The following is a 20585-nucleotide window of genomic DNA, read 5'->3' as shown; positions in this document are numbered from 1 at the left end:
GGGCCGTTGCCCTAACGGCGGTTGGCGCTCTCGACGACGAACGGGATGCCCTGCTGGCAGGTGGTCATCGTGCCCTTCTCCACCCGGCCGGTGACGGTCACCCGGGCGCCGGCGGTCAGCACGTCCCGGGGCCCGCCCACCAGCAGGTACCCGTCGAGGAGCACGCAGTTCGGCTCCACCCCCGCGGTGACCGTGCCGCTGAGCTCGGTGGCGCCGACCGGCGGCGGGACGGTGGGCCCGCCCGGCGACTTGATCGGCGGGGCGGGGGTGATGGGCGACTCGGGGGTGCTCGGCGACTCGGGGGTGCTCGGCGACGCGGTGGCGGGTTGCCCGGTCGTCGCCGACGGTCCGCCGGGGGTGGCGGGTCCGTCGGCTCCACCGCAGGCGCTCAGCGCGGCGCAGACGACCAGGGCGGGGACGACGAGCCGAAAAGTCCTCATGCGGTCTTCGACGTACGACACGGGCCCGGCGTTCCGCCGTACTGACGCTGGATCGTGTCAACCGCGGGCCGCGGCGGCCTTCATGTCCCGCTTCAGCTCCTGCGGAAGCGAGAAGGTGAGCCGTTCGTTGGCGGTGGTGATCTCTTCGACGTCGGCGAAGCCGCGCTCGGCCAGATGTGCCAGCACATCGCGGACCAGGTCCTCGGGGACGCTCGCGCCGGAGGACACGCCGACCGTGCGAGCGTCGGCCAGCCAGGCGTCGTCGATCTCGTGGGCGAAGTCGATGAGGTGACCGGCGCGCGCACCGGCGTCCAGGGCGACCTCGACCAGGCGGACCGAGTTGGACGAGTTCGTCGAGCCGACGACGATCACCACGTCGCACTCCGGTGCGATCTCCTTGACCACGTGCTGGCGGTTGGAGGTGGCGTAGCAGATGTCGTCGCTGGGCGGGGACTGGAGCAGCGGCAGTCGCTGCTTGAGCCGGGCGACCGTCTCCAGGGTCTCGTCCACCGAGAGCGTGGTCTGGGAGAGCCAGACCACCTTCTCCGGGTCCCGCACGGTGACCTTGTCGACGCCGTCCGGGCCGTCCACGAGCTGGATGTGCGCGGGCGCCTCACCGGCGGTGCCGACAACCTCCTCGTGCCCCTCGTGGCCGATCAGCAGGATGTCGTAGTCCTCGGCGGCGAACCGCTTCGCCTCCTGGTGCACCTTGGTGACCAGTGGGCAGGTCGCGTCGATGGCCTTCAGCGAACGCTCCCGCGCCTGCTCGTAGACCTCGGGCGCCACGCCGTGCGCGGAGAAGATGACGGTCGAGCCCTCCGGCACCTCCTCGTTCTCCTCCACGAAGATCGCGCCCTGCGACTCCAGGGTCTGCACGACGTGCTTGTTGTGCACGATCTGCTTGCGGACGTAGATCGGGGCGCCGTACAGCTTCAGCGCCTCCTCGACGGTCTGCACGGCGCGATCCACGCCCGCGCAGTAGCCACGAGGCTTGGCCAGGAGCACGCGCTTGCCGGTCCGGAGATCAGTCACGTCCCCATCCTACGTGCCGACCGTCCCCCCGCACCCGGGCCCGAATCCCGGTGATCAAGAGGTTCGCGTCAGGAACGCGCCCGGATCCGACGCAAACTTCTTGATCACCGAGGGCGTCCGTAGGGTTGGGGGGTGAGTGGGGTTGGTGTGGGTGGGGCGAGTGGTGGGGGCAGTGAGGGCAAGAGCAGCGCTGAGGAGCCTTGGCCTGTTCGCGTCGTCTCGCAGAAGGTCGGGGCGTGGATCGCCAAGCTGGGCTGGGTGTGGGTGGACGGGCAGGTGGCGCAGATCAGCCGCCGTCCCGGGGCCACCACCGTCTTCCTGACCCTGCGTGACCCGTCCGCCGACCTGAGCCTGACCGTCACCACCAACCGTGACGTGCTCGACGCCGGCGCGCCGGAGCTGCGCGAGGGCGCCCGCGTGGTGCTGCATGCGAAGCCGGAGTTCTACGCCGCCCGGGGCACGTTGAGCCTGCGGGCCGACGAGATCCGCCAGGTGGGTCTCGGTGAGCTGCTGGCCCGGCTGGAGAAGCTCAAGAAGCTGCTCGCCGCCGAAGGGCTGTTCGACCGGGCCCGCAAGCGCCGGCTGCCGTTCCTTCCCGGCCGGATCGGTCTGATCACCGGCCGCGCGTCGGCCGCCGAGCGGGACGTGCTGACCAACGCGCGGCGGCGCTGGCCGGCCGTGGAGTTCCGGACCGTCAACGTGGCCGTGCAGGGCCCGTCCGCCGTGCCGCAGATCGTGGACGCGCTCAAGGTCCTGGACGCGGACCCGAGCATCGATGTGATCATCATCGCCCGGGGTGGTGGCGGCATCGAGGACCTGCTGCCGTTCTCCGACGAGGCACTGTGCCGGGCTGTCTTCGGCTGTCGTACCCCGGTGGTCAGCGCGATCGGCCACGAGACGGACACGCCGCTGATCGACTACGTCGCCGACCTGCGGGCCTCCACCCCGACCGACGCGGCGAAGCGGGTGGTCCCCGACCTCACCGAGGAGGTACGCCTCATCGGTCAGGCCCGGCACCGGCTCCAGCGGGCGGTGCGCAACCTGGTCGACCGGGAGTCGCACCGCCTCGACAGCCTGCGGTCCCGGCCGGTGCTGGCCCGACCCCAGGTGATGGTGGAGCACCGCGCGACCGAACTGGCCGCACTGCGTCAACGCGCCGGGCGTTGCCTGGACCACCGGCTCGCGGCCGCCGACGACGACCTGCGGCATACGCTCGCCCGACTGCGCGCTCTCTCCCCCGCCGCCACGCTCGACCGGGGGTACGCGATCGTGCAGCGCGCCGACGGGCACGTCGTCCGGGCGGCGGCGGAGGTCGGCAAGGGCGACCCGCTACGGGTACGCCTCGCCGAGGGCGAGCTGGCCGCCACGGTCGACGGGGACGTGGCGACGCGGTGACACCGACCGGGGTGTGCTGAGATGGACGCGATGACTGACGACACGAAGGCCGGGCCGGACGAGCGGCTCAGCTACGAGCAGGCCCGCGCCGAACTGGCCTCGGTGGTCGAGCGGCTGGAGGCCGGCGGCACGTCCCTGGAGGAGTCGCTGGCGCTGTGGGAGCGCGGCGAGGCGCTGGCGGTGATCTGCCAGCGCTGGCTGGACGGTGCCCGGGCGCGAATCGACGCCGCCCGTCAGGAACCGTCCGCCTGACCGCAGACCGAACCAGGCCCGTCGGTGGGGCGACCGGAGTCACCCCACCGACGTACGGCGGTCAGCTGAACAGGCTGTACAGCTCGGCGGGCGCCTCGACGACCTGGTCCGCCGGCGGCTTCTGGGCCGGGGTGGCGGAGCCGTAGTCGGAGTACGTCATCTTGATCTCCTGGGCCGTGGTCTGGCCGGAGGCCGGGAGTTGCAGCACCAGCTCGCTCAGCCGGCCCTGCGGGTCGACCTTCGCGGTGAACGGGACCGTCTTCGCCTGGGTGCCCAGCGCGGCGATCGTGGCGGCGTTCAGCGAGCCCGCCTCGGCGGCCTTGGTGACGTCGACGGTGCCGGCGTACGTGCCGGTGCCGGTGCTGCGGACCTCGGTGATGCCCTGGGTCAGCACCGCGCTGCCGGCCGGGTCGACCTTGTCGAAGTCGAAGCCGAGGCTCTTGTTGCCCTTGATGCGGGCCTGGTCGAGGTGCTGGTACTTACCGAGGTTGAGCTGCTTGATGGCGGGCAGGCTGTCGGCCGTGGGACCGGTCAGTTCCAGCTTCACCCAGCTGTCCGGCTTGGCGTGGATCACGTCAAGCTTCATGGCCAGGTCGGAGGAGGGGCCGCCGATGGAGAACTTCATCGCGGCGCTCTGACTCGGCTGGTGCACCTGCCCCTCGGCCGTGGACCCGGCGCCGGAGAGGGTGAACCGGAAGTTGCCGTCGCTGATCGCCTTGGTGGAGTCGAGCAGGGCCTGCTTGGCGTCGCCGGACACCGGCGCACCGCCGGACTGGCTCGGCGCCCCGGACGCGCTCACCGTCGGGGACGCGGTTGACCCGGCCGTGCCGGTCGTGCCACCGGCGCAGGCGGCCAGGGCGGGCGTGAACAGGGCGGCGGCTACCAGGCCGGCACCCAGTCGTCGAACAGTCATACGTGTCTCCCAAGGGGGTCACCCGACTACCTGGTCGGCGCCGGAAACCGGGCGACGCGGCAGCCCTTCGGCCGCGTCGCACGATCCGGGCCGAGCGGCGCGCCCGGATCGCTCTCTTCTTGTTCCCTGTCGACGCGTCGGACAATCACCCTTGTTGTCCGGTTGTTTGCGGACAACCGGTGCCGAACAGAGCGGGCCGGGGGTGACCCGTGGTCGCCCCGGCCCGCCGTGCGGCTTACTTGAACATCTCGTACGTCTCCGCCGAGGCCTCGACCACCTTGTCGGCCGGCGGCTTCTGCGCGCCGGTGCCGGCGCCGTAGCCCGCGTACCCGATCTTGATGTCGTGGGCGGCGGTCTCGCCCGCGGCCGGCACCGAGATGACCAGCTCGGTGAGGCGGCCCTGCGGGTCCAGCTTGGCGGTGAACGGGAGCGCCTTGGCCTGGGCGCCCAGCGCCTTGACCACGTCCTCGTCGAGGGCGACCGACTCGGCCGCGGCACTGATGTCGATCTTGCCGGCGTAGCTGCCCTCGCCGGTCTTCTGCACCTCGGTCACGCCCTTGACCAGGTTCTCGCTGTCGATCGGGTCGAGCGTCTCCGGGTCGAGCTGGAGGTCCTTGATCTCCTTGGCCTTGGTCTTGTCGAGGTGCTGGTACTTGCCCTTGTTCTTCGCCAGCTCGGGGACCATGGCCGCCATGGCGCCGCCGATCTCCATCTTCACCCAGCTCTCCGAGTCGATGTAGATGAGGTCCATCTCCATCGACACGTCCTGGGAGGCGTCGCCCATCTTCATGGTCAACTGCGCGCTGTTGCTGGGCTTGTGCACCAGGCCACCGCCGGTCAGTTCGGCGCCCGCCAGGGTGAACGTGAAGTCGCCCTTGGCCATCTCCTTCGTGGAGGCGAGCAGCGCCTCCTTCGGGTCGGCCGGTACGGCCGGAGCGGACGCGCTGGGGGCGGCGGCCGGCTCGGCAGCGTCGGACTTGCACGCGGCCAGGCCGGGGACGAGCAGGGTGGCGGCGAGGAAGCCAAAGCTCCACCGTCGAATGTTCACTGAGTTCTCACTTCAACGAGGGGGACATGGTCCGGCCACAGCGTGCGGGCCGGACCGAGCCGAGGGAGCCTACCGGACCGGCCCTCTCGGCGTGCGCCTCGTCGACTGTGGACTACTCAGCGCAACGCGCCGGCCAACTCGCGCAGTTCGTTGTCCCGCGCGTCACCGATCACGAGCACCGTACGGGTCGGTTCCAGCAGGGCCAGCGCCTGCTGGTTACCCCGGGCCGTGTACCGCTGCCAGGTGCGGCCACTCAACTCGGTCGTGCCCTGTGGCTGCCCCTGGTCGGTCAGCTCGGCCGGGAGCAGCCGCTCGGCCGGCACGTTGCTCTGCACGAGCTGCACACCCCTGCCCTCCGGCGTCAGGTAGCCGATCCGCAGCGTCGCGCCGCCCTCGACGCTCTGGTAGCGGGCGCTGACCGTACGCCAGCCGGAGCCGAGCCCCTGCGGCTCGCTCACCGGCACCGTGTTCGCGGACCGGGCCTGTTCGATCGCCGGGGCGGGGTCGACGGTGGTGGCCTGGTCCCCGCCCAGGAAACCCCGGTAGAACGCCAGCAGCAGCGCGATCGGAACGAGCAGCACCAGCAGCGAGATCGCCATGTCCTTGGGTGACCGCTCGGCCTTGCCCGTCGTCGCGGCCGCCCGGGGCGGCGACGGCCGGGCCGCCGGCCCCGGTCCGACGTGGGCCGGCTCGGCCACGGGGGTCGCCTCGTGGGCGACCAGGGCCGGCTCGCCGGTGGTCGGTGCCGTCGGATCCGCCGGGCCCGTCGCGGCGGGCCCGGCGCCGGTGGCGTCCGGGAGGTCGGCCGGCGGCTGGCCGTCGGGCGGCGTCTGGTCGGCGGGTACGCGGTCAGCAGGCTGTGCGGGTTCCACCCTGCCATCTTCGCAGCCGCCCGACCGGCGGTATCCGGCCCATCACCGCCCCGCACCGGCGCTCCGTCGGCCATCGTGTGAGGATCAGCGACAAAGCCGGCAGCGACGCCAGTTCGCCGCCGGCTGTCCCCGCACCGTCGCGAGGAGGAGCAGCCGTCATGACGAACACCAGGACCCGGATCCCACAGGATCTCGACCGCAACCTGGCCCTCGACCTGGTCCGGGTCACCGAGGCCGCAGCGATGGCCGCCGGCCGCTGGGTCGGCCGGGGGGACAAGGAGGGCGGCGACGGCGCCGCTGTCGACGCCATGCGCAAGCTGATCAACTCGATCCAGATGCGCGGTGTCGTGGTGATCGGCGAGGGCGAGAAGGACAACGCCCCGATGCTCTTCAACGGCGAACACGTCGGCGACGGCACCGGACCGGAGGTGGACGTCGCGGTCGACCCGGTGGACGGCACCACGCTGATGAGCAAGGGCATGCCGAACGCCCTCGCGGTGCTCGCCGTCTCGGAGCGAGGCGCGATGTTCGACCCCAGCGCGGTCTTCTACATGGAGAAGCTCGCGGTCGGCCCCGCGTACGCCGACGTGATCGACATCAACGCCGGGGTCAGCGAGAACCTGCGCCGGATCGCCAAGATCAAGGGCACCGACGTCTCCGAGGTGACCGTCTGCGTGCTCGACCGCAGCCGCCACGAAGACCTGGTCACCCAGATCCGAAGGACCGGCGCGGGCATCAGGTTCATCTCCGACGGCGACATCGCCGGTTCCATCCTGGCGGCCCGCGGCGAGTCGGACGTCGACGTGCTCATGGGCATCGGCGGCACCCCGGAGGGCATCATCTCGGCCTGCGCGCTCAAGTGCATGGGCGGCGCGATGCAGGCCAAACTCTGGCCGCGCGACGCCGAGGAGCGGGAGAAGGCCCTCGCCGCCGGGCACGACCTGGGCCGGGTGCTCGGCACCGACGACCTGGTCACCGGTGACAACTGCTTCTTCGTGGCGACCGGTGTCACCTCCGGTGACCTGCTGCGCGGGGTGCGGTACCGGGCCGGCGGCGCGTACACCCAGTCGATCGTCATGCGCTCGAAGAGCGGCACCATCCGGGTCATCGACTCGTACCACCGGCTGGAGAAGCTGGCGCTCTACTCCGCGGTCGACTTCGACGGTCGCCCGCTCGCCGAACAGGAGTGAGCGGCACCGGCACCGCGGCTCCGCCGACCCTGCCCGCCACCCGCCGGATCATCGGTGTCGCGCTGGCGTCGGTCGCCGGGGTCGCGGTGGCGGCGCAGTCTCGGATCAACGGCGAGCTGGGTGTACGCCTGGCCGACGGTTTCGCCGCCGCGGTGGTCTCGTTCGGGCTGGGCCTTGTGGTGCTGCTGGTGCTGGTGCCGGCCACCCCTGGCGGGCGGCGAGGGCTGCTCGCCGTACGGCGGGCCCTCACGGCCGGCACGCTGCGCCCGTGGCAGTGCCTCGGGGGAATGTGCGGGGCGTTGCTGGTGGCCACGCAGGGGCTCACCATCGGCTCGCTGGGGGTGGCGGTCTTCAGCGTGGCGGTGGTGGCCGGCCAGTCCGGCAGCAGCCTCGCCGTCGACCGCGCCGGCATCGGCCCGACCGGTCGGCAGCCGGTCACCCGGCAGCGCCTGGCCGGCGCGGTGCTCACGGTCCTCGCGGTCGTCCTGGCGGTCGGTGACCGGCTCGGCGACCTGGGCGGGCTGGCGCTGGCGCTGCTGCCCCTGCTGGCCGGGGTGGGCATCGCCTGGCAGCAGGCGGTGAACGGGCAGGTCCGGGGGGCGGCCGACAGCGCGTTGACCGCCACGCTCGTGAACTTCGCCGTGGGCACGGCAACCCTGCTGGTCGCGTTCGCGGTCGACATCGCCGTACGCGGCTGGCCGACCGGTCACGCGCCGAGCGAGCCGTGGCTCTACCTGGGCGGCCCGATCGGCATCGTGTTCATCGCGATCGCCGCCGCGATCGTGCGGACGACAGGCGTGCTGCTGCTCGGCCTGGCCACCATCGCCGGCCAGATCGTGGGGGCCGTGCTGCTGGACCTGCTGCTGCCCACAGCGGCCTCGCATCCCAGCGTGAACAGCCTGCTCGGGGCCGCACTGACGTTGGTGGCCGTGCTGATAACCGCCCTGGCCCCACCCGCCGCCCAGCCGTGATCGTTGGCAGCTTGATCCACCCTGGTTCATGGGAACCGCGGTGTCCCACCGCCTCCGACGCCCCGATCTTCAAGAACCCGAGTCGATCAAGGCGCAACCCGCGGCGGTAGGGGTTGGTAGGGCGGGCAGGGCGGCGTGTCGCGCCGATTCTCTGCACGGGTCGGGTCGGCCAGCCGGGCGAGCCGGACGGCCAGCAGCAGGCCCGGCACGGTGGCCAGCACGGCCAGCGCGACGGCCACCCAGGTCTGCCCGGGTGTGCCGTTCAGCCAGCCGGCCAGCGGCAGCGAGGCCAAGATCACGGTGAGCAGCAGATCACCCACGGCCAACCCGACCCAGTGTCCCGGAGCAAATTTGAGCCACACGACGAGGAGCAGCGCGCCCGCCGCCAACGCGCCCAACGGCACGACGAGGAACAGCACCGTGACCACGACGCTCGTCGCGTCGACCCGGGACCAGCTGGCATCCAGCACGAGTCCGGCCAGCACGATCGTGAGGGCCCCGGCGATCCCCCACCCGCGACCGCCGCCGCCACGTCGGATCGCCAGATGACCGGCGAACACGGTGACCACGCAGCCGAGCAGCAACGCGAGCCCGAACGCGAGCCAGAGGTCGACCTCGCGTAGGACCCGCCCGCTGTCGCTCAGCGGGGGCAGTTCGGGCGGGTCGGTCGCGGACGGCTGCGCACCGAGGAACCCGACGCGTCGCCACCCGCCGTCCGACAGGCGACGCAGGAAGCCGTCCCGACCGTTCGCGACCAGCACCTCGTGGCCGCCGCCCAGGTGTGGATAGACGACCAGTTCCCGGGAGGAGAAGTGGCGGCGGGCGTCGCCGGGGGCCGCATAGCGCTGGGCCAACGCGTCGCGCTGCGGGTCCGGCACCTCCCAGGCAACCTGCCAGGTCACGCCGGCGTCGTCGCTCTGCTCCACCCGGAGGTGCCCCGGTATCACCCGGTAGCAGCGCCGTGGGTCTTCCGGCGCACACGCCCGCTGACGCGGGGAGTCCTGGCTGTTCAGCCGTCCCGTCTCGTCAACGGTGGCGTTACGCCAGGTCACCGCCCCGTCGTCGCTGACCGCCCACTGGCCGTCGGCCGGGTCGTCCGGCCAGTACGACGCGTCTTCGGAGCCCCCGCCGACCGAGATCGCCGGGCGGCCGTCAAGCATCGTCGTACCCAGCGCGTAGGGGAACCAGGCCGCGCTGGTGGCGGCCACCGCCAACACCGCCGGCGGCAACACGACCAGCAGTCGGACCAGGCGGGCAGTCCGCCGCCGCACCGGACGCGCCCGGGACCGGGTCCAGCTCCACCACGCCAGGCCGAGTGCCGGCAGCGTGAACAGGTCGGTCCGGTCGGCCCGTACCAGTGACGGTCCCGCCAGTGCGGTCCAGGCCGAGGAGGCCAGCTCAGCGGCGTATCCACTGGATTTGACCACCGCGAATCCGGCGCCCACCGCGACCAGGCCGACCAGCGCGGCCGTGCGGGCCGGCAGCCGCAGCACCAGCAGCGTGAGGAGCACCGCGACCAACGGCGGAGCGAGCACCAGGCCCGCCACGTCACTCAGCTTACCCGTCACCAGGCCCGGATACGCCGCCTTCCACAGACGGTCGTTGAGCAGCAACACCACCAGGGCCAGCAGGGTGACCGGATGGCACAGCCACGACAGCGTCGTGGATGCGCCGTCCTGCGGCTTCTCGGAGCCCGTCATCCTCTCAGGGTGCGGCCGACCCGTCTCGAACCGGACACGGACCGGTCAGCGTCCGATACCGACGGTCAGCCCGCCTCGGAGGAGTGCCCGGGGAACAGGTGCGCGCTCGGGTCGATGGCGACCGCCGCGTTGTTGACCGCCGTGGCGGCCTCGCCGAAGCCGGTGGCGATCAGGCGCACCTTGCCCGGGTACTCGGTGATGTCGCCGGCCGCGAAGACCCTCGGAAGGTTCGTCGCCATCGCGCTGTCCACCACGATGTGCCGGCGGTCGAGCCGGAGCCCCCATTCGGCGAGGGGACCAAGGTCGGCGGTGAAGCCGAGGGCGGCGACCACCGTGTCCACCGGAAGGGTCTCGGCCGCGCCGCCGCGCACGGTCACCTCGGCGCCGGTCACCGTGGCGTCCCCGATCAGGCGGGTGACCTCGGCGTTGACGATCACCCGCACCGGCAGCGACAACACCCGGGCGACCGTCGAGGCGTGAGCCCGGAACTTCTCCCGGCGGTGCACGAGGGTCACCGAGCGGGCCAGCGGTTGCAGGGCCAGCGCCCAGTCGAAGGCGGAGTCGCCGCCGCCGACGATGAGCACGTCCCGGTCGGTCAACTCGGCCGGGTCGGTCACGAAGTAGACGATGCCGGCACCGGGGGCGCCGTCGGCGCAGGGCAGCGGCCGTGGGCTGAAGCTGCCGAGCCCGCCGGTGACCACGACCGCGCCGCAGCCCAGCTGCTCGCCGTCGGCCAGGCCGAGCACCGGCCGGTCATCGGTATACGACAGCTTCTCGGCCCGCGTGCCGAGCAGGTACCGCGGAGCGAAGGGCGCCGCCTGGGCGACCAGGTTGGCGACCAGGTCACGGCCCTTGACGGCGGGGAAGCCGGCCACGTCGAGGATCAGCTTTTCCGGATACATCGCGGTGATCTGGCCGCCCGGCTCCGGAAGCGCGTCGATCACCGCCACGGACAGGCCCCGGAACCCGGCGTAGTACGCGGCGAAGAGACCGGCGGGACCGGCCCCGATCACGGCGACATCGACCTCGCGCATGGCGTACCGTCGCTTTCCGCTCGCGGATCAACGCGTGCTGATCTCGACGGTAGGCGCGGCGCGGCGGTCGGGCAAGCATGTCCCAGGGGCGCGCCGACAAGCAGGTCAGGGCATGCTGAGGGTGGATCCCGAGTAGTCCGGACCGTCCACCGTGGGCCGGCGGCGGCGGAACAGGATCGCGGCCACCACGCCGCCGAGCAGCCCGAACAGGTGCCCCTGCCAGGAGATCCGCTCGTCCGTGGGGAGGATGCCGACGAGTTGCCAGCCGTAGAGCAGGCCGACGAGCAGGAAGACGGCGAAGTTCCACCAACTGCGCTCGACGATGCCGCGGGTGAGCAGGATGCCCAGGTAGCCGAAGATCACCCCACTCGCGCCGACCACCACCGAGTTGGGCGAGCCGGTGAACCAGACCCCGAGGCCGGACACCAGGATGATGACCAGGGTCGACCACAGGAACCGGCGCGCGCCGGCGGCCAGCACGAACGTGCCCAGCAGGATCAGCGGGATGCTGTTGCTGTAGAGGTGGTCGAAGCCGTGGTGCAGGAACGGCGAGAAGAAGACACCGTCGAGGCCGTCGATGCGGTGCGGGATGATGCCGGCGGTCGCGTCCAGGCCGAACGCGAGCCCCTGGTCGATCGCCTCGATGAGGAAGAGGAACGGGACCACCGCGCACATGGCGACGAAGGCCCGGCCGAGGGAAGCGTAGAACGCCTCGGTGCCGAACCGGAACGGGTCGCCGCTTGGCGGGTGCAGGCTCACCCCCCAACTGCTATCAGCAAAAGGGGCCGACCGCCACTCACGTCCCGACCGGGTTACGCGCGACGGCGGGGCGGGTGATCGTCCACCCGCCCCGCCGTCGTACGTCGTCAGTAGTGGTTGTTGTTCTGGAAGTAGGTCCAGGCGCCACAGGGCGTCTTGTACTTGCCCTTGATGTAGCCCAGGCCCCAGATGATCTGGGTGGCCGGGTTGGTGCGCCAGTCGTCCGCGACCGTGCCCATCTTGCTGCCCGGCAGCGACTGCGGAATGCCGTACGCGCCGATGGGGTTGGCGGCCTTGTGGTTCCAGCCGCTCTCCTTGGTCCAGAGCTTCTCCAGGCAGGGGAACTCGGAGATGGCGAAGCCCTTCTCGAGCATCAGCGCACAACCGATCTTGCGGTTGCCGCTGTACTCCGCGCAGGACTCCGGGATCGGCCCGTCGTACGGCTTGGCGGCCTGCTCCGCCGCCTCGCGCTCGCGCTTGCGCGACGCGGCAGCGGCCTCGGCCCGGCGGGCCCGCTCGGCGGCCTCCTTGGCCGCCTGGGCCGCCCGCAGCTTGGCCTGGTACTCGGCGGCCCGCTGCCGGGCGAACGCGACCTGGTGGCTGGCCTGGCGCTCGCGCTGGTACGCGAAGTCGACGCGGTCGACCTCGACGCCGACCTGCGCGGTCAGGCCCTGCTGCTGAGTTTCCCGGTCTTCGCCCAGGTAGAAGCCACCTGCGACGCCCACGGAGAGCAACGCGACGGCGGCCGTACGGGCACCCAACCGGCTCCACAGCCGACTCACGAGGTGGTCCCTTCGTCGGGGGCAAGGACACGGCGCGGCCGGGCCACGTCAGCCCTCAGCCGTGCCGTGAGCGCCCCGACCGGTGAGCCGGTCGCGCCGACGCACCGATCGCCACTGATGCCACCCTGACCTCGGGCAAGCGATCATCGACGATGCCTGTGGTGCGTGGGCGCTCGTGGGACACCATCGCGCACAGTGAGGCACATGGGAAACCGACCGCGCCGTTTGTGACCTGTGCCACACTTAAAATAGGGACGAACTGCTACAAAACCCCCATCACAGCGGGATGTCCTCGAGAAGATCCGTCACCATCGCGGCGATCGGCGACCGCTCCGAACGGCTGAGCGTGACGTGGGCGAAGAGCGGATGCCCCTTCAACGCCTCGATCACCGCGGTCACACCATCGTGCCGGCCGACCCGCAGATTGTCCCGCTGGGCCACGTCGTGGGTGAGCACCACCCGGGACCCCTGCCCGATCCGGGACAGCACGGTGAGCAGCACCCCGCGCTCCAACGACTGGGCCTCGTCCACGATCACGAAGGCGTCGTGCAGGCTGCGCCCCCGGATGTGGGTCAGCGGCAGCACCTCGAGGATGCCCCGCGAGGTGACCTCCTCCAGCACGTTCTCGTGCACGACCGCGCCGAGCGTGTCGAAGACCGCCTGCGCCCAGGGCGACATCTTCTCCGACTCCGACCCGGGCAGATAGCCCAACTCCTGACCACCGACGGCGTACAGCGGGCGGAAGACGATCACCTTCTTGTGCCGGCGACGTTCCATCACGGCCTCCAGGCCGGCGCAGAGCGCCAACGCCGACTTGCCGGTGCCGGCCCGGCCCCCCAGCGAGACGATCCCGATCGTCTCGTCGAGCAGCAGGTCGAGGGCGATTCGTTGCTCGGCCGAGCGGCCGTGCAGCCCGAACGCCTCACGGTCGCCCCGGACCAGGCGGACCGACTTGTCGGGCAGCACCCGCCCGAGCGCCGAACCGCGCGCCGAGTGCAGCACCAGCCCGGTGTGGCAGGACAGCCCGGCCGCCTCGTCCAGGTCAAGCGTCTCGCCCGCGTACAACTGGCCGATCTGCTCCTCGCCCAACTCCATCTCCGACATGCCGGTCCAGGTCGGGTCGCTGGCCTGACCGTGGCGGTACTCGTCGGCGCGCAGACCCACCGAGGCGGCCTTGACCCGCAGCGGCATGTCCTTGCTGACCAGCGTGACGTCCCGCCCCTCGGCGGCGAGGTTGAGCGCCACCGACAGGATCCGGGCGTCGTTGCTCTCGGTGCGGAACCCGGGGGGCAGTACGCCGTCGTCGGTGTGGTTCAGCTCCACCCGCAGCGTCCCGCCCGCGTCGTTGGCGGGTACCGGTCGGTCGAGGCGGCCGTGCCGGACGCGCAGTTCGTCGAGCATCCGCAACGACTGCCGAGCGAACCAGCCCAGCTCCGGATGGTGCCGCTTGCCCTCCAACTCGCTGATGACCACCAGTGGCAGCACCACCTCGTGCTCGGCGAAGCGGTGGAACGCCGCCGGGTCGGACAGCAGCACAGAGGTGTCGAGAACGAAGGCCTGCCCCGCTGGTCGGGGCTCCTTGTTCTCGGCCGGCGCGGCGTCCGCCGCACGGCGGCTCCGGGCGGCGCGGCGGGTCGTGGCAGTCGCGGCCGGGGTCTGGTCGGCACCGGCGGTGGTACGGCGAGTCGTCACAGGCCTGCTCCGACGGATGGGCACCCGGCCACCCGTTTTCCGCCTCGTCCGGTGCCCGGAGGGGTCGGATGCGGAACCCCGTGCGCGAGGTCGCAGATCCGGGTGGACCGGCTGGCTCGGGAGAACCCCGCGCCATGCCTAGACGCTAGCGGCGGAGGACCGTCCCGGCTAGGGGCGATCGTGGATCTCTGGAGACGGCCGTGTGAACAGCGCCGAACGGACGAGCCGGCGGGGGACGACGCGCGGCGTCCGTCACCGTGGCGGCAGGGCGCGGCGAGCCGGCCGGGATGCATGCCCCCTGCGCGCATCCCGGCCGGCGGGGCCGCCGTCACCGGTCTGACGTGGCCCCGACGGTGCGTGTCCGCCGCGGACGACGCACCGCGTTCCCGCGTGCCGGTCGGCGGGACGCTCGGGGGCGACCCGCCAGCCGGCTCAGCCGGTTCGTCGAACGAGCGTGCCGGTCGGGTGCCGCCCGGTGATCGGGGCGGCCGGCGCGGTGAACGACGAGCCGGTGTAGGTGGTGCCGGGGCGGGCCACCGCGTCGGGGCGGACGACCGTGCCGGCGGAGCGGACGGCCCCCGGGGAGGAGACCGACAACGCGGAGGCGATCGCCGCCTGGGCGTCGCGGCGGCGGCGGTTCCAGGCGCCCCGGTCCCCGTCGAAGTAACCCTGGCGGTAACCGAAGCGATAGCCGATGCGGTAACTGAGCTGGCCGTGCAGGCGGCCGGCGGCGTAGCTGGTGGCACCGAGCACCAGGACGAGGAAGACCACGAGGAACGGGCTCATCGGGCGCCCCCCGCCCGGCCCGGACGCCGGCTCATCGCTCCTCCGGCTCGACCGTGGTGGGGTCGGCCGTGGGGTCCGCGACCAGCAGCCGGTCCAGGTCGTCGGTGCTGACCTCCTCGACCAGCTCGACGGTGATCCGACAGCCGTCCAGCACGACCTCGGCGACCGAGGATCGACGGATCTCCCCGCCGGCGTCGTAGACCCGGACGCTCAACTCGGGGCAGCCGAGGTGGGTACGCCAGGCGTTCCACTCGGTGCGGTCGCCGACGCTCAGCGACAGGTATCGGCAGCCTCGGGCGAGGTAGAGGCGCCACGGGGCACTCAGCCCCGCTGCCACTCCCTCGGCGATCAGCCCGAAGGCCTGGGCTCGGGTGGCGAGCTCGGTCACCACACCCCCTCGGCACCGGGGGCGTGACGCATGTGAGCACCAGTCGTCTCATGCACGTGACACACCGTAGATTGTCCCATGAGCGTGACAGTATCAGCTTTTCGTCCCCTTACATTCGCCACGACGGGCATCTATTCTGCCCGGGTGACACCCCTCAAAAGCGGCGCTGGATCGTTGGTTCCGAATCCGAGAGTGCCGTCACGTCCGCGTGACAGCAGCGTGCCTGGGCAAACATCCGCTGACGGCTGGTCGTACCGTCACGGGGTGACCGAGACGGCCAACGCGCGAAAAATCGCCTTCGCCACCTTCGTTCGGCGCGCCCTCGACGAGGCGCGGGCCACACGTGCCTGGAGCGGCACCGAGGTGTCACGGCGTACCGGCGTCTCCCGGCAGACGATCAACCGGTGGGTCCGTGGCGACTGGGCCAGCGACCCCGAGGCCGAACGAGTGGTCGCGTTCTGCGAGGGCCTGGGGCTGAACCCCGCCGCCGCCTTCGCCGCGCTGGGTTGGGACCGCACCGCCAGCGGCCCCCGGGCCGGACAGCCGGCCCCTCCGATGGACCCGGACGTGGAGGCCCTGCTGCGCCGCCTGGTCGACCCGAACGTGTCGGACGCGGAGAAGTTCCACATCCGCGAAACCATTAGATACCTCGCATACCGCCCAACGCTGCCGGTCGATGTCCGAAATAGAGGCAATCAAGCCGGGTAGTTCCTCAGATGGCGAAAGAACGCCTGGTCAGGTTCATTCGTTTCGCTCCGGGGCAGGAACGGGCACGCTAGCGTCCCTATTCGTACTGCTTGGGCTCGTCATCGGCGGGGGGACGGGACAAGGCCGAACCTAGCCCTGCGGGACAGAAGGAGGGGTCTGTCCATGACCCTGAAGTGGTGGGGAGTCGTGGTCGCCACGGTGTCGATGACACTGTGGGCGACCGGCAACGTGGTGACCCTCGCGGTCAACGGTGGGCAGCTGCCGCTGCTCGTCAACCTTCTCGCGCTCACCAGCGCCGGAACGGCGGTCATCCTGGCCGTCGTCGCGGAACTGCACGAGCGGCTCAACGACCGGATCAGCGCGCTCACCGAGTTCCTGGTGGCACGCCTCAACGAAATCGAGACCCACACCGGGGATCGCAACACCGGATTCGTGGAGGGCTACCTGCTCAGCCACGGACAGGAGGCGGCGGTGGTGCCGTTCGGCCGCCGTGGACGAGGGGCCGCCGAACGCTGACCGAGCGCCGCCGGGTGGGTCCGCTCGGCCAGGAATGAGCCTCCAACGCCGGGGTACGCTGACGCGCGTGCCGCCGTTGAATCTGGGCAACCACCAGCCAAGGACCCCGTTGAACGCCGACCAGGCATGGCAGATAACCGCCGGCCGGGCCGGTGGGACCGTGCTCTTCTTCGACTTCGACGGCACACTCGCGCCCGTCGACGACGATCCGACTGCGGTCCGTCCCGCGCCGAATGCGCTCGCCGCGATCGAGGCGCTGGCCCCGGTGGTGCAGCGGATCGCGATCGTCTCCGCGCGACCCGTCGAGTTCCTCCGCGACCGCCTCGGCGAGCTGAGCGGCGTGGACCTGTACGGCCTCTACGGCCTGGAGCACAGCCACTCCGGTGGGGAGACCGTCACCGAGCCCACCGCCCTGCCCTGGGTGCCCACCATGGCCGAGCTGGCCGACCTGGCGCGCGAGGAGCTGCCACCCGGCGCCCTCGTCGAGTTCAAGCGGCTCTCCGTCGCGCTGCACTGGCGTACGGCCCCACAGCTCGGTGCGACGGTGCAGCAGTGGGGTCAGGCGCAGGCCGACCGCCTGGGGCTGCGGGTGCAGGCCGGTCGGATGGTGCTGGAGCTCAAGCCACCGGTCGACCGGGACAAGGGAATGGTGATCGGCGAGGTGGTCCAGAGCGCCAGCGGCGCCTGGTACTTCGGCGACGACGTCTCCGACATCAAGGCGTTCGCGGCGCTGCGCGCCCGCGCCGAGGCGGACCCGGACTTCTTCGGTGTCTGTGTGGCCGTGGCCAACCCGGAGACCGGCCAGGAGGTGGCCGACGCGGCCGACCTGACCATCGAGTCACCGGCCGCGCTTGGGGACTTCCTGACCCGGGCCCTGGACCAGCTCCCCTGAGGCCTCAAGCGCCGTAGCGGCGCTGGCGGGTGGCGTACGAGCGCAGTGCCCGCAGAAAGTCGATGTGCCGGAAATCCGGCCAGTTCAGCTCGCAGAAGTAGAACTCCGAGTGCGCGGACTGCCACAGCATGAACCCGGACAGTCGCTGCTCCCCGCTCGTACGGATGACCAGGTCGGGGTCGGGCTGGCCACGGGTGTAGAGGTGTTCGGCGATGTGCTCGACGTCCAGCACCTCGGCCAACTCCTCGAGGGTGCCACCGGATGCGGCGTGCTCCAGCAGCAGCGAGCGGACGGCATCGGTGATCTCCCGCCGCCCGCCGTAGCCGACCGCGATGTTGACCTCCGCGCCGCCGCTGCGGTCCCGGGTACGCTCCTCGGCGCCCTTGAGCGCCGCGGCGGTCTGGGCGGGCAGCAGGTCGAGCGCGCCGACGATGCGCAGCCGCCAGGGGTTGCCCTCCTCCGCCAGCTCCACCACCAGGTCCTCGATGATCTGCAACAGCGGATCCAGTTCGCTGGCCGGGCGGCGCAGGTTGTCGGTGGCGAGCAGGTAGAGCGTGACATGGCCGATACCGGCCTGGTCACACCACCCGAGGACATGCTTGATCTTCGCCGCACCGACCCGGTGCCCATCGTTCGGGTCGACGTAGCCCATCTCGCGGGCCCACCGTCGGTTGCCGTCGCACATCACCCCGACGTGCCGGGGCACCGGCTTGCCCGCGAGCTTCCCCGTGAGCCGGCGCTCGTACACGGAGTAGATAAGGTTCCGCAGCGTCATCACCTAGCAGCGTAGCGACCCGCCCGCCGGATCACCCCTTCGGAGGGCGATCCCCGCCGGACAGTTCGATGCCGATCATGCCCAGCGTACGGGCGGTGAGCCGCCCGTCGCCAAGCCCCAACTCGACCACGTCGTCGAACACCCGGTCGTCCCGACGGGCCGCCCGGACCGCGGCGTCGACCACTCGTCGCCGCCGCGCCAACCAGGCGGCCACCGAGCTGTGGCGCAGATGTGTGCCGAGGCGGCGACGCAGACCCGCGGCGTAGCGGCGGGCCGCCGCCTCCGGTTCCCGAGCCGCAGCGGCCCCGGCCAACGCCCCGGAGAGCAGCGCGTAGAAGATGCCCTCCCCGGTGAACGGATTGATCAGCGACAGGGCGTCGCCGGCCAGCAGGGTACGGTCCCGACCCGGCGCCGGCCGGTGCGTGGACAGCGGCAGGTGGTGGGCGCGCAACGCGGTCACCGTCGACAGGTCGGTGCCGGGCAGCAGCGCGGCCAACCGATCCAGCAGGTACGCGCGGCTCAGCGGCTCACCGCGCAGCACCTCCCCGTACCCGACGTTCGCCCGCCCGTCGCCGATCGGGAACGACCAGGCGTACGCCGGCCAGCGCGCCTTGGAGGTCACGATGAGCTGCTCGGGTGGCCCGGGCAGCGCGGGCGCGTACCCACGGATGGCCAGCGCGAGGTGCCGGTCGGGGTTGACGGGGTGGCCGAGGGCCCGACGCACCACCGACCCGGCGCCGTCCGCGCCCACCACCACCCGGCCGGACAGCTCGCCGTCGAGCACCACCCGGTCGCCCCGCGGCTGGACCCGCCGGACGCTGTGCCGACGCAACTGCGCGCCAGCGGCCACCGCCGCGGCCACCAGCCGCGCGTCGAAGACCTCCCGAGGCACGGTGTACGCCGGCCGGGGCAGCGCCCGAGCCACCGCCTGGCCGCCCGGCGAGACCATCCGCAGCGCGGGCAGCGGGGCGTACCCGGCCACCGCCTCGGTCACGCCCAACTCGTTGAGGACGTCCACCGAGTGCGCAGCGATCCCGTCGCCACACGCCTTGTCCCGGGGAAAGTCGGCACGGTCCAGCAGCAGCACGCTGGCACCCGCCCGGCGGGCCGTCAGGGCGGCGGCCGCCCCGGCCGGCCCGGCTCCGACCACCACCACGTCGAACTCGTCGCTCACCGCGCGCCTCCCTCCGGACCGACGCGACTGCTCCCGCACCGCCCCGACCATCCACCTGCGCCGCCCACACCGACCCTTGTGACCGACGCCACCCCGCCATCCTCCCCCCTGCCCGCCCGTCCGGCCCGCTCCCGATGGCGCGCCCTTCAGTCCGACGTCGTCACAGGTCCGCCAACGCCGTCGATCATGGTGTTGTGGTGGGCGACAAAAGCAGCAGAAAACCACACATCAGGCACCACAAGTCCATGATCGACGCGGGCGCAGGCGCAGGCGCGGGCGGGGGCGGGGGCGGGAGGGCGGGGGCGGGAGGGCGGGGCGGGGGGCCGGGGGGTGTCCCTATGGGTTTCGTCAAGCGGGGACGGGTGCCTGATCTGTCGGCCGTGGTTGGTAGGGGATCTTGTCGCGGAGCATGGCGTAGAGGACGTCGCAGCGGCGGCGGGCGAGGCAGATGAGGGCGGCGTTGTGGCGTTTGCCTTCGGCGCGTTTGCGGTCGTAGTAGGCCCTGCTGACGGGGTCGGCGAGGGCTGCGAACGCGGCGAGGAAGAACGCCCGTTTGAGGGTCTTGTTGCCGCCTCGCGGTGGGTGCTCGCCGCGGATGCTGCTGCCGGATCGTGTGGTGACGGGGGCGAGGCCCGCGTAGGCGGCGAGGTGCCCGGGGGTGGCGAACGCGGTGCCGTCGCCGACTTCGAGCAGGATCCGGGCTGCGGTCCTGACACCGATGCCGGGCATCGAGGTCAGTACCGGGGCGAGAGGGTGCGCATCGAGCATCCTCTCGACCTCGACGGCGACCCGGTCGCGTTGTCGCAGGACGTCGCGGAGGTTGTCGGCGAGGCGAGGCAGGATCGTCTCCGCCGCTGCAGTGCCGGGGACGGTGACGGTCTGCTCGTCCAGGGCGGTCATGATCTGCTCGACGAGCCGCTCTCCCATGCGGGGCGCGTGCGCTGCGGTGATCGAGAGCAGCTTGCGGCGGCCGGACCTGCGCAGCCCGATCGGACCGCCGCAGCGCGACAGCAGTTCCAACACGGCTTTGTGGTGCACCTTCGGGCCCAGCACCCGTTCCAAGGCGGGATGGATCTGCGTCAGCAGGCCCCGAATCCGGTTGGACACCCGGGTGGCTTCGCCGGCGAGGTCGTCGTCGAAGCCGACCAGGACTTCCAGCTCGGCCAGAGCCTCGTCGCCGGTGTCGACCCGCCGCAGCGTGTGCGGCAGGGTGCGGGCCGCGTCAGCGATGACATAGGCATCACGGGCATCGGTCTTCGCGCTGCC

At 71.8% G+C, this 20585-nt stretch carries 22 protein-coding genes; 7 read left to right on the top strand and 15 right to left on the bottom strand.

The features are described from left to right. Positions 1 to 11 precede the first annotated feature (11 nt). Together ACLQ25_RS29265 and ACLQ25_RS29260 are read right to left on the bottom strand one after the other, a co-directional pair. On the bottom strand, positions 12 to 440 hold the full coding sequence (locus ACLQ25_RS29265) for a hypothetical protein (protein WP_425733975.1): 429 nt from the start codon (positions 438 to 440) through the stop codon (positions 12 to 14). Between the two features lie 57 nt (positions 441 to 497). After that, entirely contained in the window at positions 498 to 1472 is a 975-nt protein-coding gene (locus tag ACLQ25_RS29260) for a 4-hydroxy-3-methylbut-2-enyl diphosphate reductase (RefSeq protein WP_425733974.1), read from the bottom strand. A gap of 132 nt (positions 1473 to 1604) precedes the next feature. On the opposite strand from ACLQ25_RS29260, the gene xseA reads away from it, so the two are divergent. Both xseA and ACLQ25_RS29250 read left to right on the top strand, forming a co-directional pair. Further along, positions 1605 to 2867: an exodeoxyribonuclease VII large subunit gene (xseA, locus tag ACLQ25_RS29255; protein ID WP_425733973.1), complete on the top strand. Its 1263-nt coding sequence runs from the start codon at positions 1605 to 1607 to the stop codon at positions 2865 to 2867. A gap of 30 nt (positions 2868 to 2897) precedes the next feature. Continuing rightward, positions 2898 to 3119, top strand: a complete 222-nt coding sequence (locus ACLQ25_RS29250) for an exodeoxyribonuclease VII small subunit (RefSeq protein ID WP_355048864.1) — start codon at positions 2898 to 2900, stop codon at positions 3117 to 3119. Between the two features lie 61 nt (positions 3120 to 3180). On the opposite strand, the gene ACLQ25_RS29245 is transcribed toward ACLQ25_RS29250, so the two are convergent. The 3 genes from ACLQ25_RS29245 to ACLQ25_RS29235 all read right to left on the bottom strand — a co-directional run bounded on the left by ACLQ25_RS29245 (position 3181) and on the right by ACLQ25_RS29235 (position 5952). Beyond that, the gene (locus tag ACLQ25_RS29245) at positions 3181 to 4032 is read right to left on the bottom strand and encodes a hypothetical protein (RefSeq protein WP_425733972.1); all 852 of its coding nucleotides are present in this window, start codon (positions 4030 to 4032) and stop codon (positions 3181 to 3183) included. A gap of 235 nt (positions 4033 to 4267) precedes the next feature. Further along, positions 4268 to 5080 carry a hypothetical protein gene (locus ACLQ25_RS29240; RefSeq protein ID WP_425733971.1) on the bottom strand — a complete coding sequence of 271 codons (813 nt, stop codon included), beginning with the start codon at positions 5078 to 5080 and terminating at the stop codon, positions 4268 to 4270. Between the two features lie 116 nt (positions 5081 to 5196). Then, positions 5197 to 5952: a DUF4245 family protein gene (locus ACLQ25_RS29235; protein WP_425733970.1), complete on the bottom strand. Its 756-nt coding sequence runs from the start codon at positions 5950 to 5952 to the stop codon at positions 5197 to 5199. Between the two features lie 158 nt (positions 5953 to 6110). Between ACLQ25_RS29235 and glpX the strand changes: the two genes are divergently transcribed. Then, on the top strand, positions 6111 to 7142 hold the full coding sequence (gene glpX / locus ACLQ25_RS29230) for a class II fructose-bisphosphatase (protein WP_425733969.1): 1032 nt from the start codon (positions 6111 to 6113) through the stop codon (positions 7140 to 7142). Continuing rightward, the gene (locus ACLQ25_RS29225; protein WP_425733968.1) at positions 7139 to 8113 is read left to right on the top strand and encodes a DMT family transporter; all 975 of its coding nucleotides are present in this window, start codon (positions 7139 to 7141) and stop codon (positions 8111 to 8113) included. Before glpX ends, ACLQ25_RS29225 begins: the two co-directional genes overlap by 4 nt. 86 nt (positions 8114 to 8199) lie before the next feature. On the opposite strand, the gene ACLQ25_RS29220 is transcribed toward ACLQ25_RS29225, so the two are convergent. The 7 genes from ACLQ25_RS29220 to ACLQ25_RS29190 form a co-directional block, all read right to left on the bottom strand. After that, entirely contained in the window at positions 8200 to 9813 is a 1614-nt protein-coding gene (locus ACLQ25_RS29220) for a hypothetical protein (protein ID WP_425733967.1), read from the bottom strand. 65 nt (positions 9814 to 9878) lie between these two features. Further along, positions 9879 to 10847, bottom strand: a complete 969-nt coding sequence (locus ACLQ25_RS29215; RefSeq protein ID WP_425733966.1) for an NAD(P)/FAD-dependent oxidoreductase — start codon at positions 10845 to 10847, stop codon at positions 9879 to 9881. 105 nt (positions 10848 to 10952) lie between these two features. Continuing rightward, positions 10953 to 11606 (bottom strand): rhomboid family intramembrane serine protease, encoded by a 654-nt coding sequence (locus tag ACLQ25_RS29210; protein ID WP_425733965.1) that lies wholly within the window; start codon positions 11604 to 11606, stop codon positions 10953 to 10955. Between the two features lie 107 nt (positions 11607 to 11713). Then, positions 11714 to 12388 carry a lytic transglycosylase domain-containing protein gene (locus ACLQ25_RS29205; RefSeq protein WP_425733964.1) on the bottom strand — a complete coding sequence of 225 codons (675 nt, stop codon included), beginning with the start codon at positions 12386 to 12388 and terminating at the stop codon, positions 11714 to 11716. Between the two features lie 276 nt (positions 12389 to 12664). Continuing rightward, positions 12665 to 14080, bottom strand: a complete 1416-nt coding sequence (locus ACLQ25_RS29200) for a PhoH family protein (RefSeq protein ID WP_425733963.1) — start codon at positions 14078 to 14080, stop codon at positions 12665 to 12667. 432 nt (positions 14081 to 14512) lie between these two features. Continuing rightward, the gene (locus tag ACLQ25_RS29195; RefSeq protein WP_355048875.1) at positions 14513 to 14866 is read right to left on the bottom strand and encodes a hypothetical protein; all 354 of its coding nucleotides are present in this window, start codon (positions 14864 to 14866) and stop codon (positions 14513 to 14515) included. Between the two features lie 31 nt (positions 14867 to 14897). Beyond that, a complete protein-coding gene (locus ACLQ25_RS29190) occupies positions 14898 to 15254 on the bottom strand; it encodes a hypothetical protein (RefSeq protein WP_355048876.1) in 357 nt (118 codons plus the stop codon). A 264-nt stretch (positions 15255 to 15518) separates the two neighbouring features. Between ACLQ25_RS29190 and ACLQ25_RS29185 the strand changes: the two genes are divergently transcribed. From ACLQ25_RS29185 to otsB, 3 genes are all read left to right on the top strand, one after another. Continuing rightward, positions 15519 to 15962 (top strand): XRE family transcriptional regulator, encoded by a 444-nt coding sequence (locus ACLQ25_RS29185; protein ID WP_266248891.1) that lies wholly within the window; start codon positions 15519 to 15521, stop codon positions 15960 to 15962. A gap of 162 nt (positions 15963 to 16124) precedes the next feature. Continuing rightward, positions 16125 to 16478, top strand: a complete 354-nt coding sequence (locus ACLQ25_RS29180; RefSeq protein WP_355048878.1) for a hypothetical protein — start codon at positions 16125 to 16127, stop codon at positions 16476 to 16478. A 67-nt stretch (positions 16479 to 16545) separates the two neighbouring features. Beyond that, complete coding sequence (gene otsB / locus ACLQ25_RS29175; RefSeq protein WP_425733962.1) at positions 16546 to 17370, top strand: trehalose-phosphatase; 825 nt, start codon at positions 16546 to 16548, stop codon at positions 17368 to 17370. Between the two features lie 4 nt (positions 17371 to 17374). On the opposite strand, the gene ACLQ25_RS29170 is transcribed toward otsB, so the two are convergent. The 3 genes from ACLQ25_RS29170 to ACLQ25_RS29160 all read right to left on the bottom strand — a co-directional run. Continuing rightward, complete coding sequence (locus ACLQ25_RS29170; protein ID WP_425733961.1) at positions 17375 to 18145, bottom strand: isoprenyl transferase; 771 nt, start codon at positions 18143 to 18145, stop codon at positions 17375 to 17377. A gap of 31 nt (positions 18146 to 18176) precedes the next feature. Beyond that, positions 18177 to 19370, bottom strand: coding sequence for an NAD(P)/FAD-dependent oxidoreductase (locus ACLQ25_RS29165; protein ID WP_425733960.1), 1194 nt, complete (start codon positions 19368 to 19370; stop codon positions 18177 to 18179). Positions 19371 to 19667: 297 nt separating this feature from the next. Then, positions 19668 to 20585, bottom strand: a 918-nt coding sequence (locus ACLQ25_RS29160) for an IS110 family transposase (RefSeq protein WP_425733959.1), incomplete at its 5' end; no start/stop codon positions are given.

The sequence above is a fragment of the Micromonospora sp. DT44 genome, from assembly GCF_049841635.1.
Taxonomy (GTDB): Bacteria; Actinomycetota; Actinomycetes; order Mycobacteriales; family Micromonosporaceae; genus Micromonospora.
Note: the sequence above shows the minus strand (reverse complement) of the source record. Positions and strands in the feature narration are given on the sequence as shown.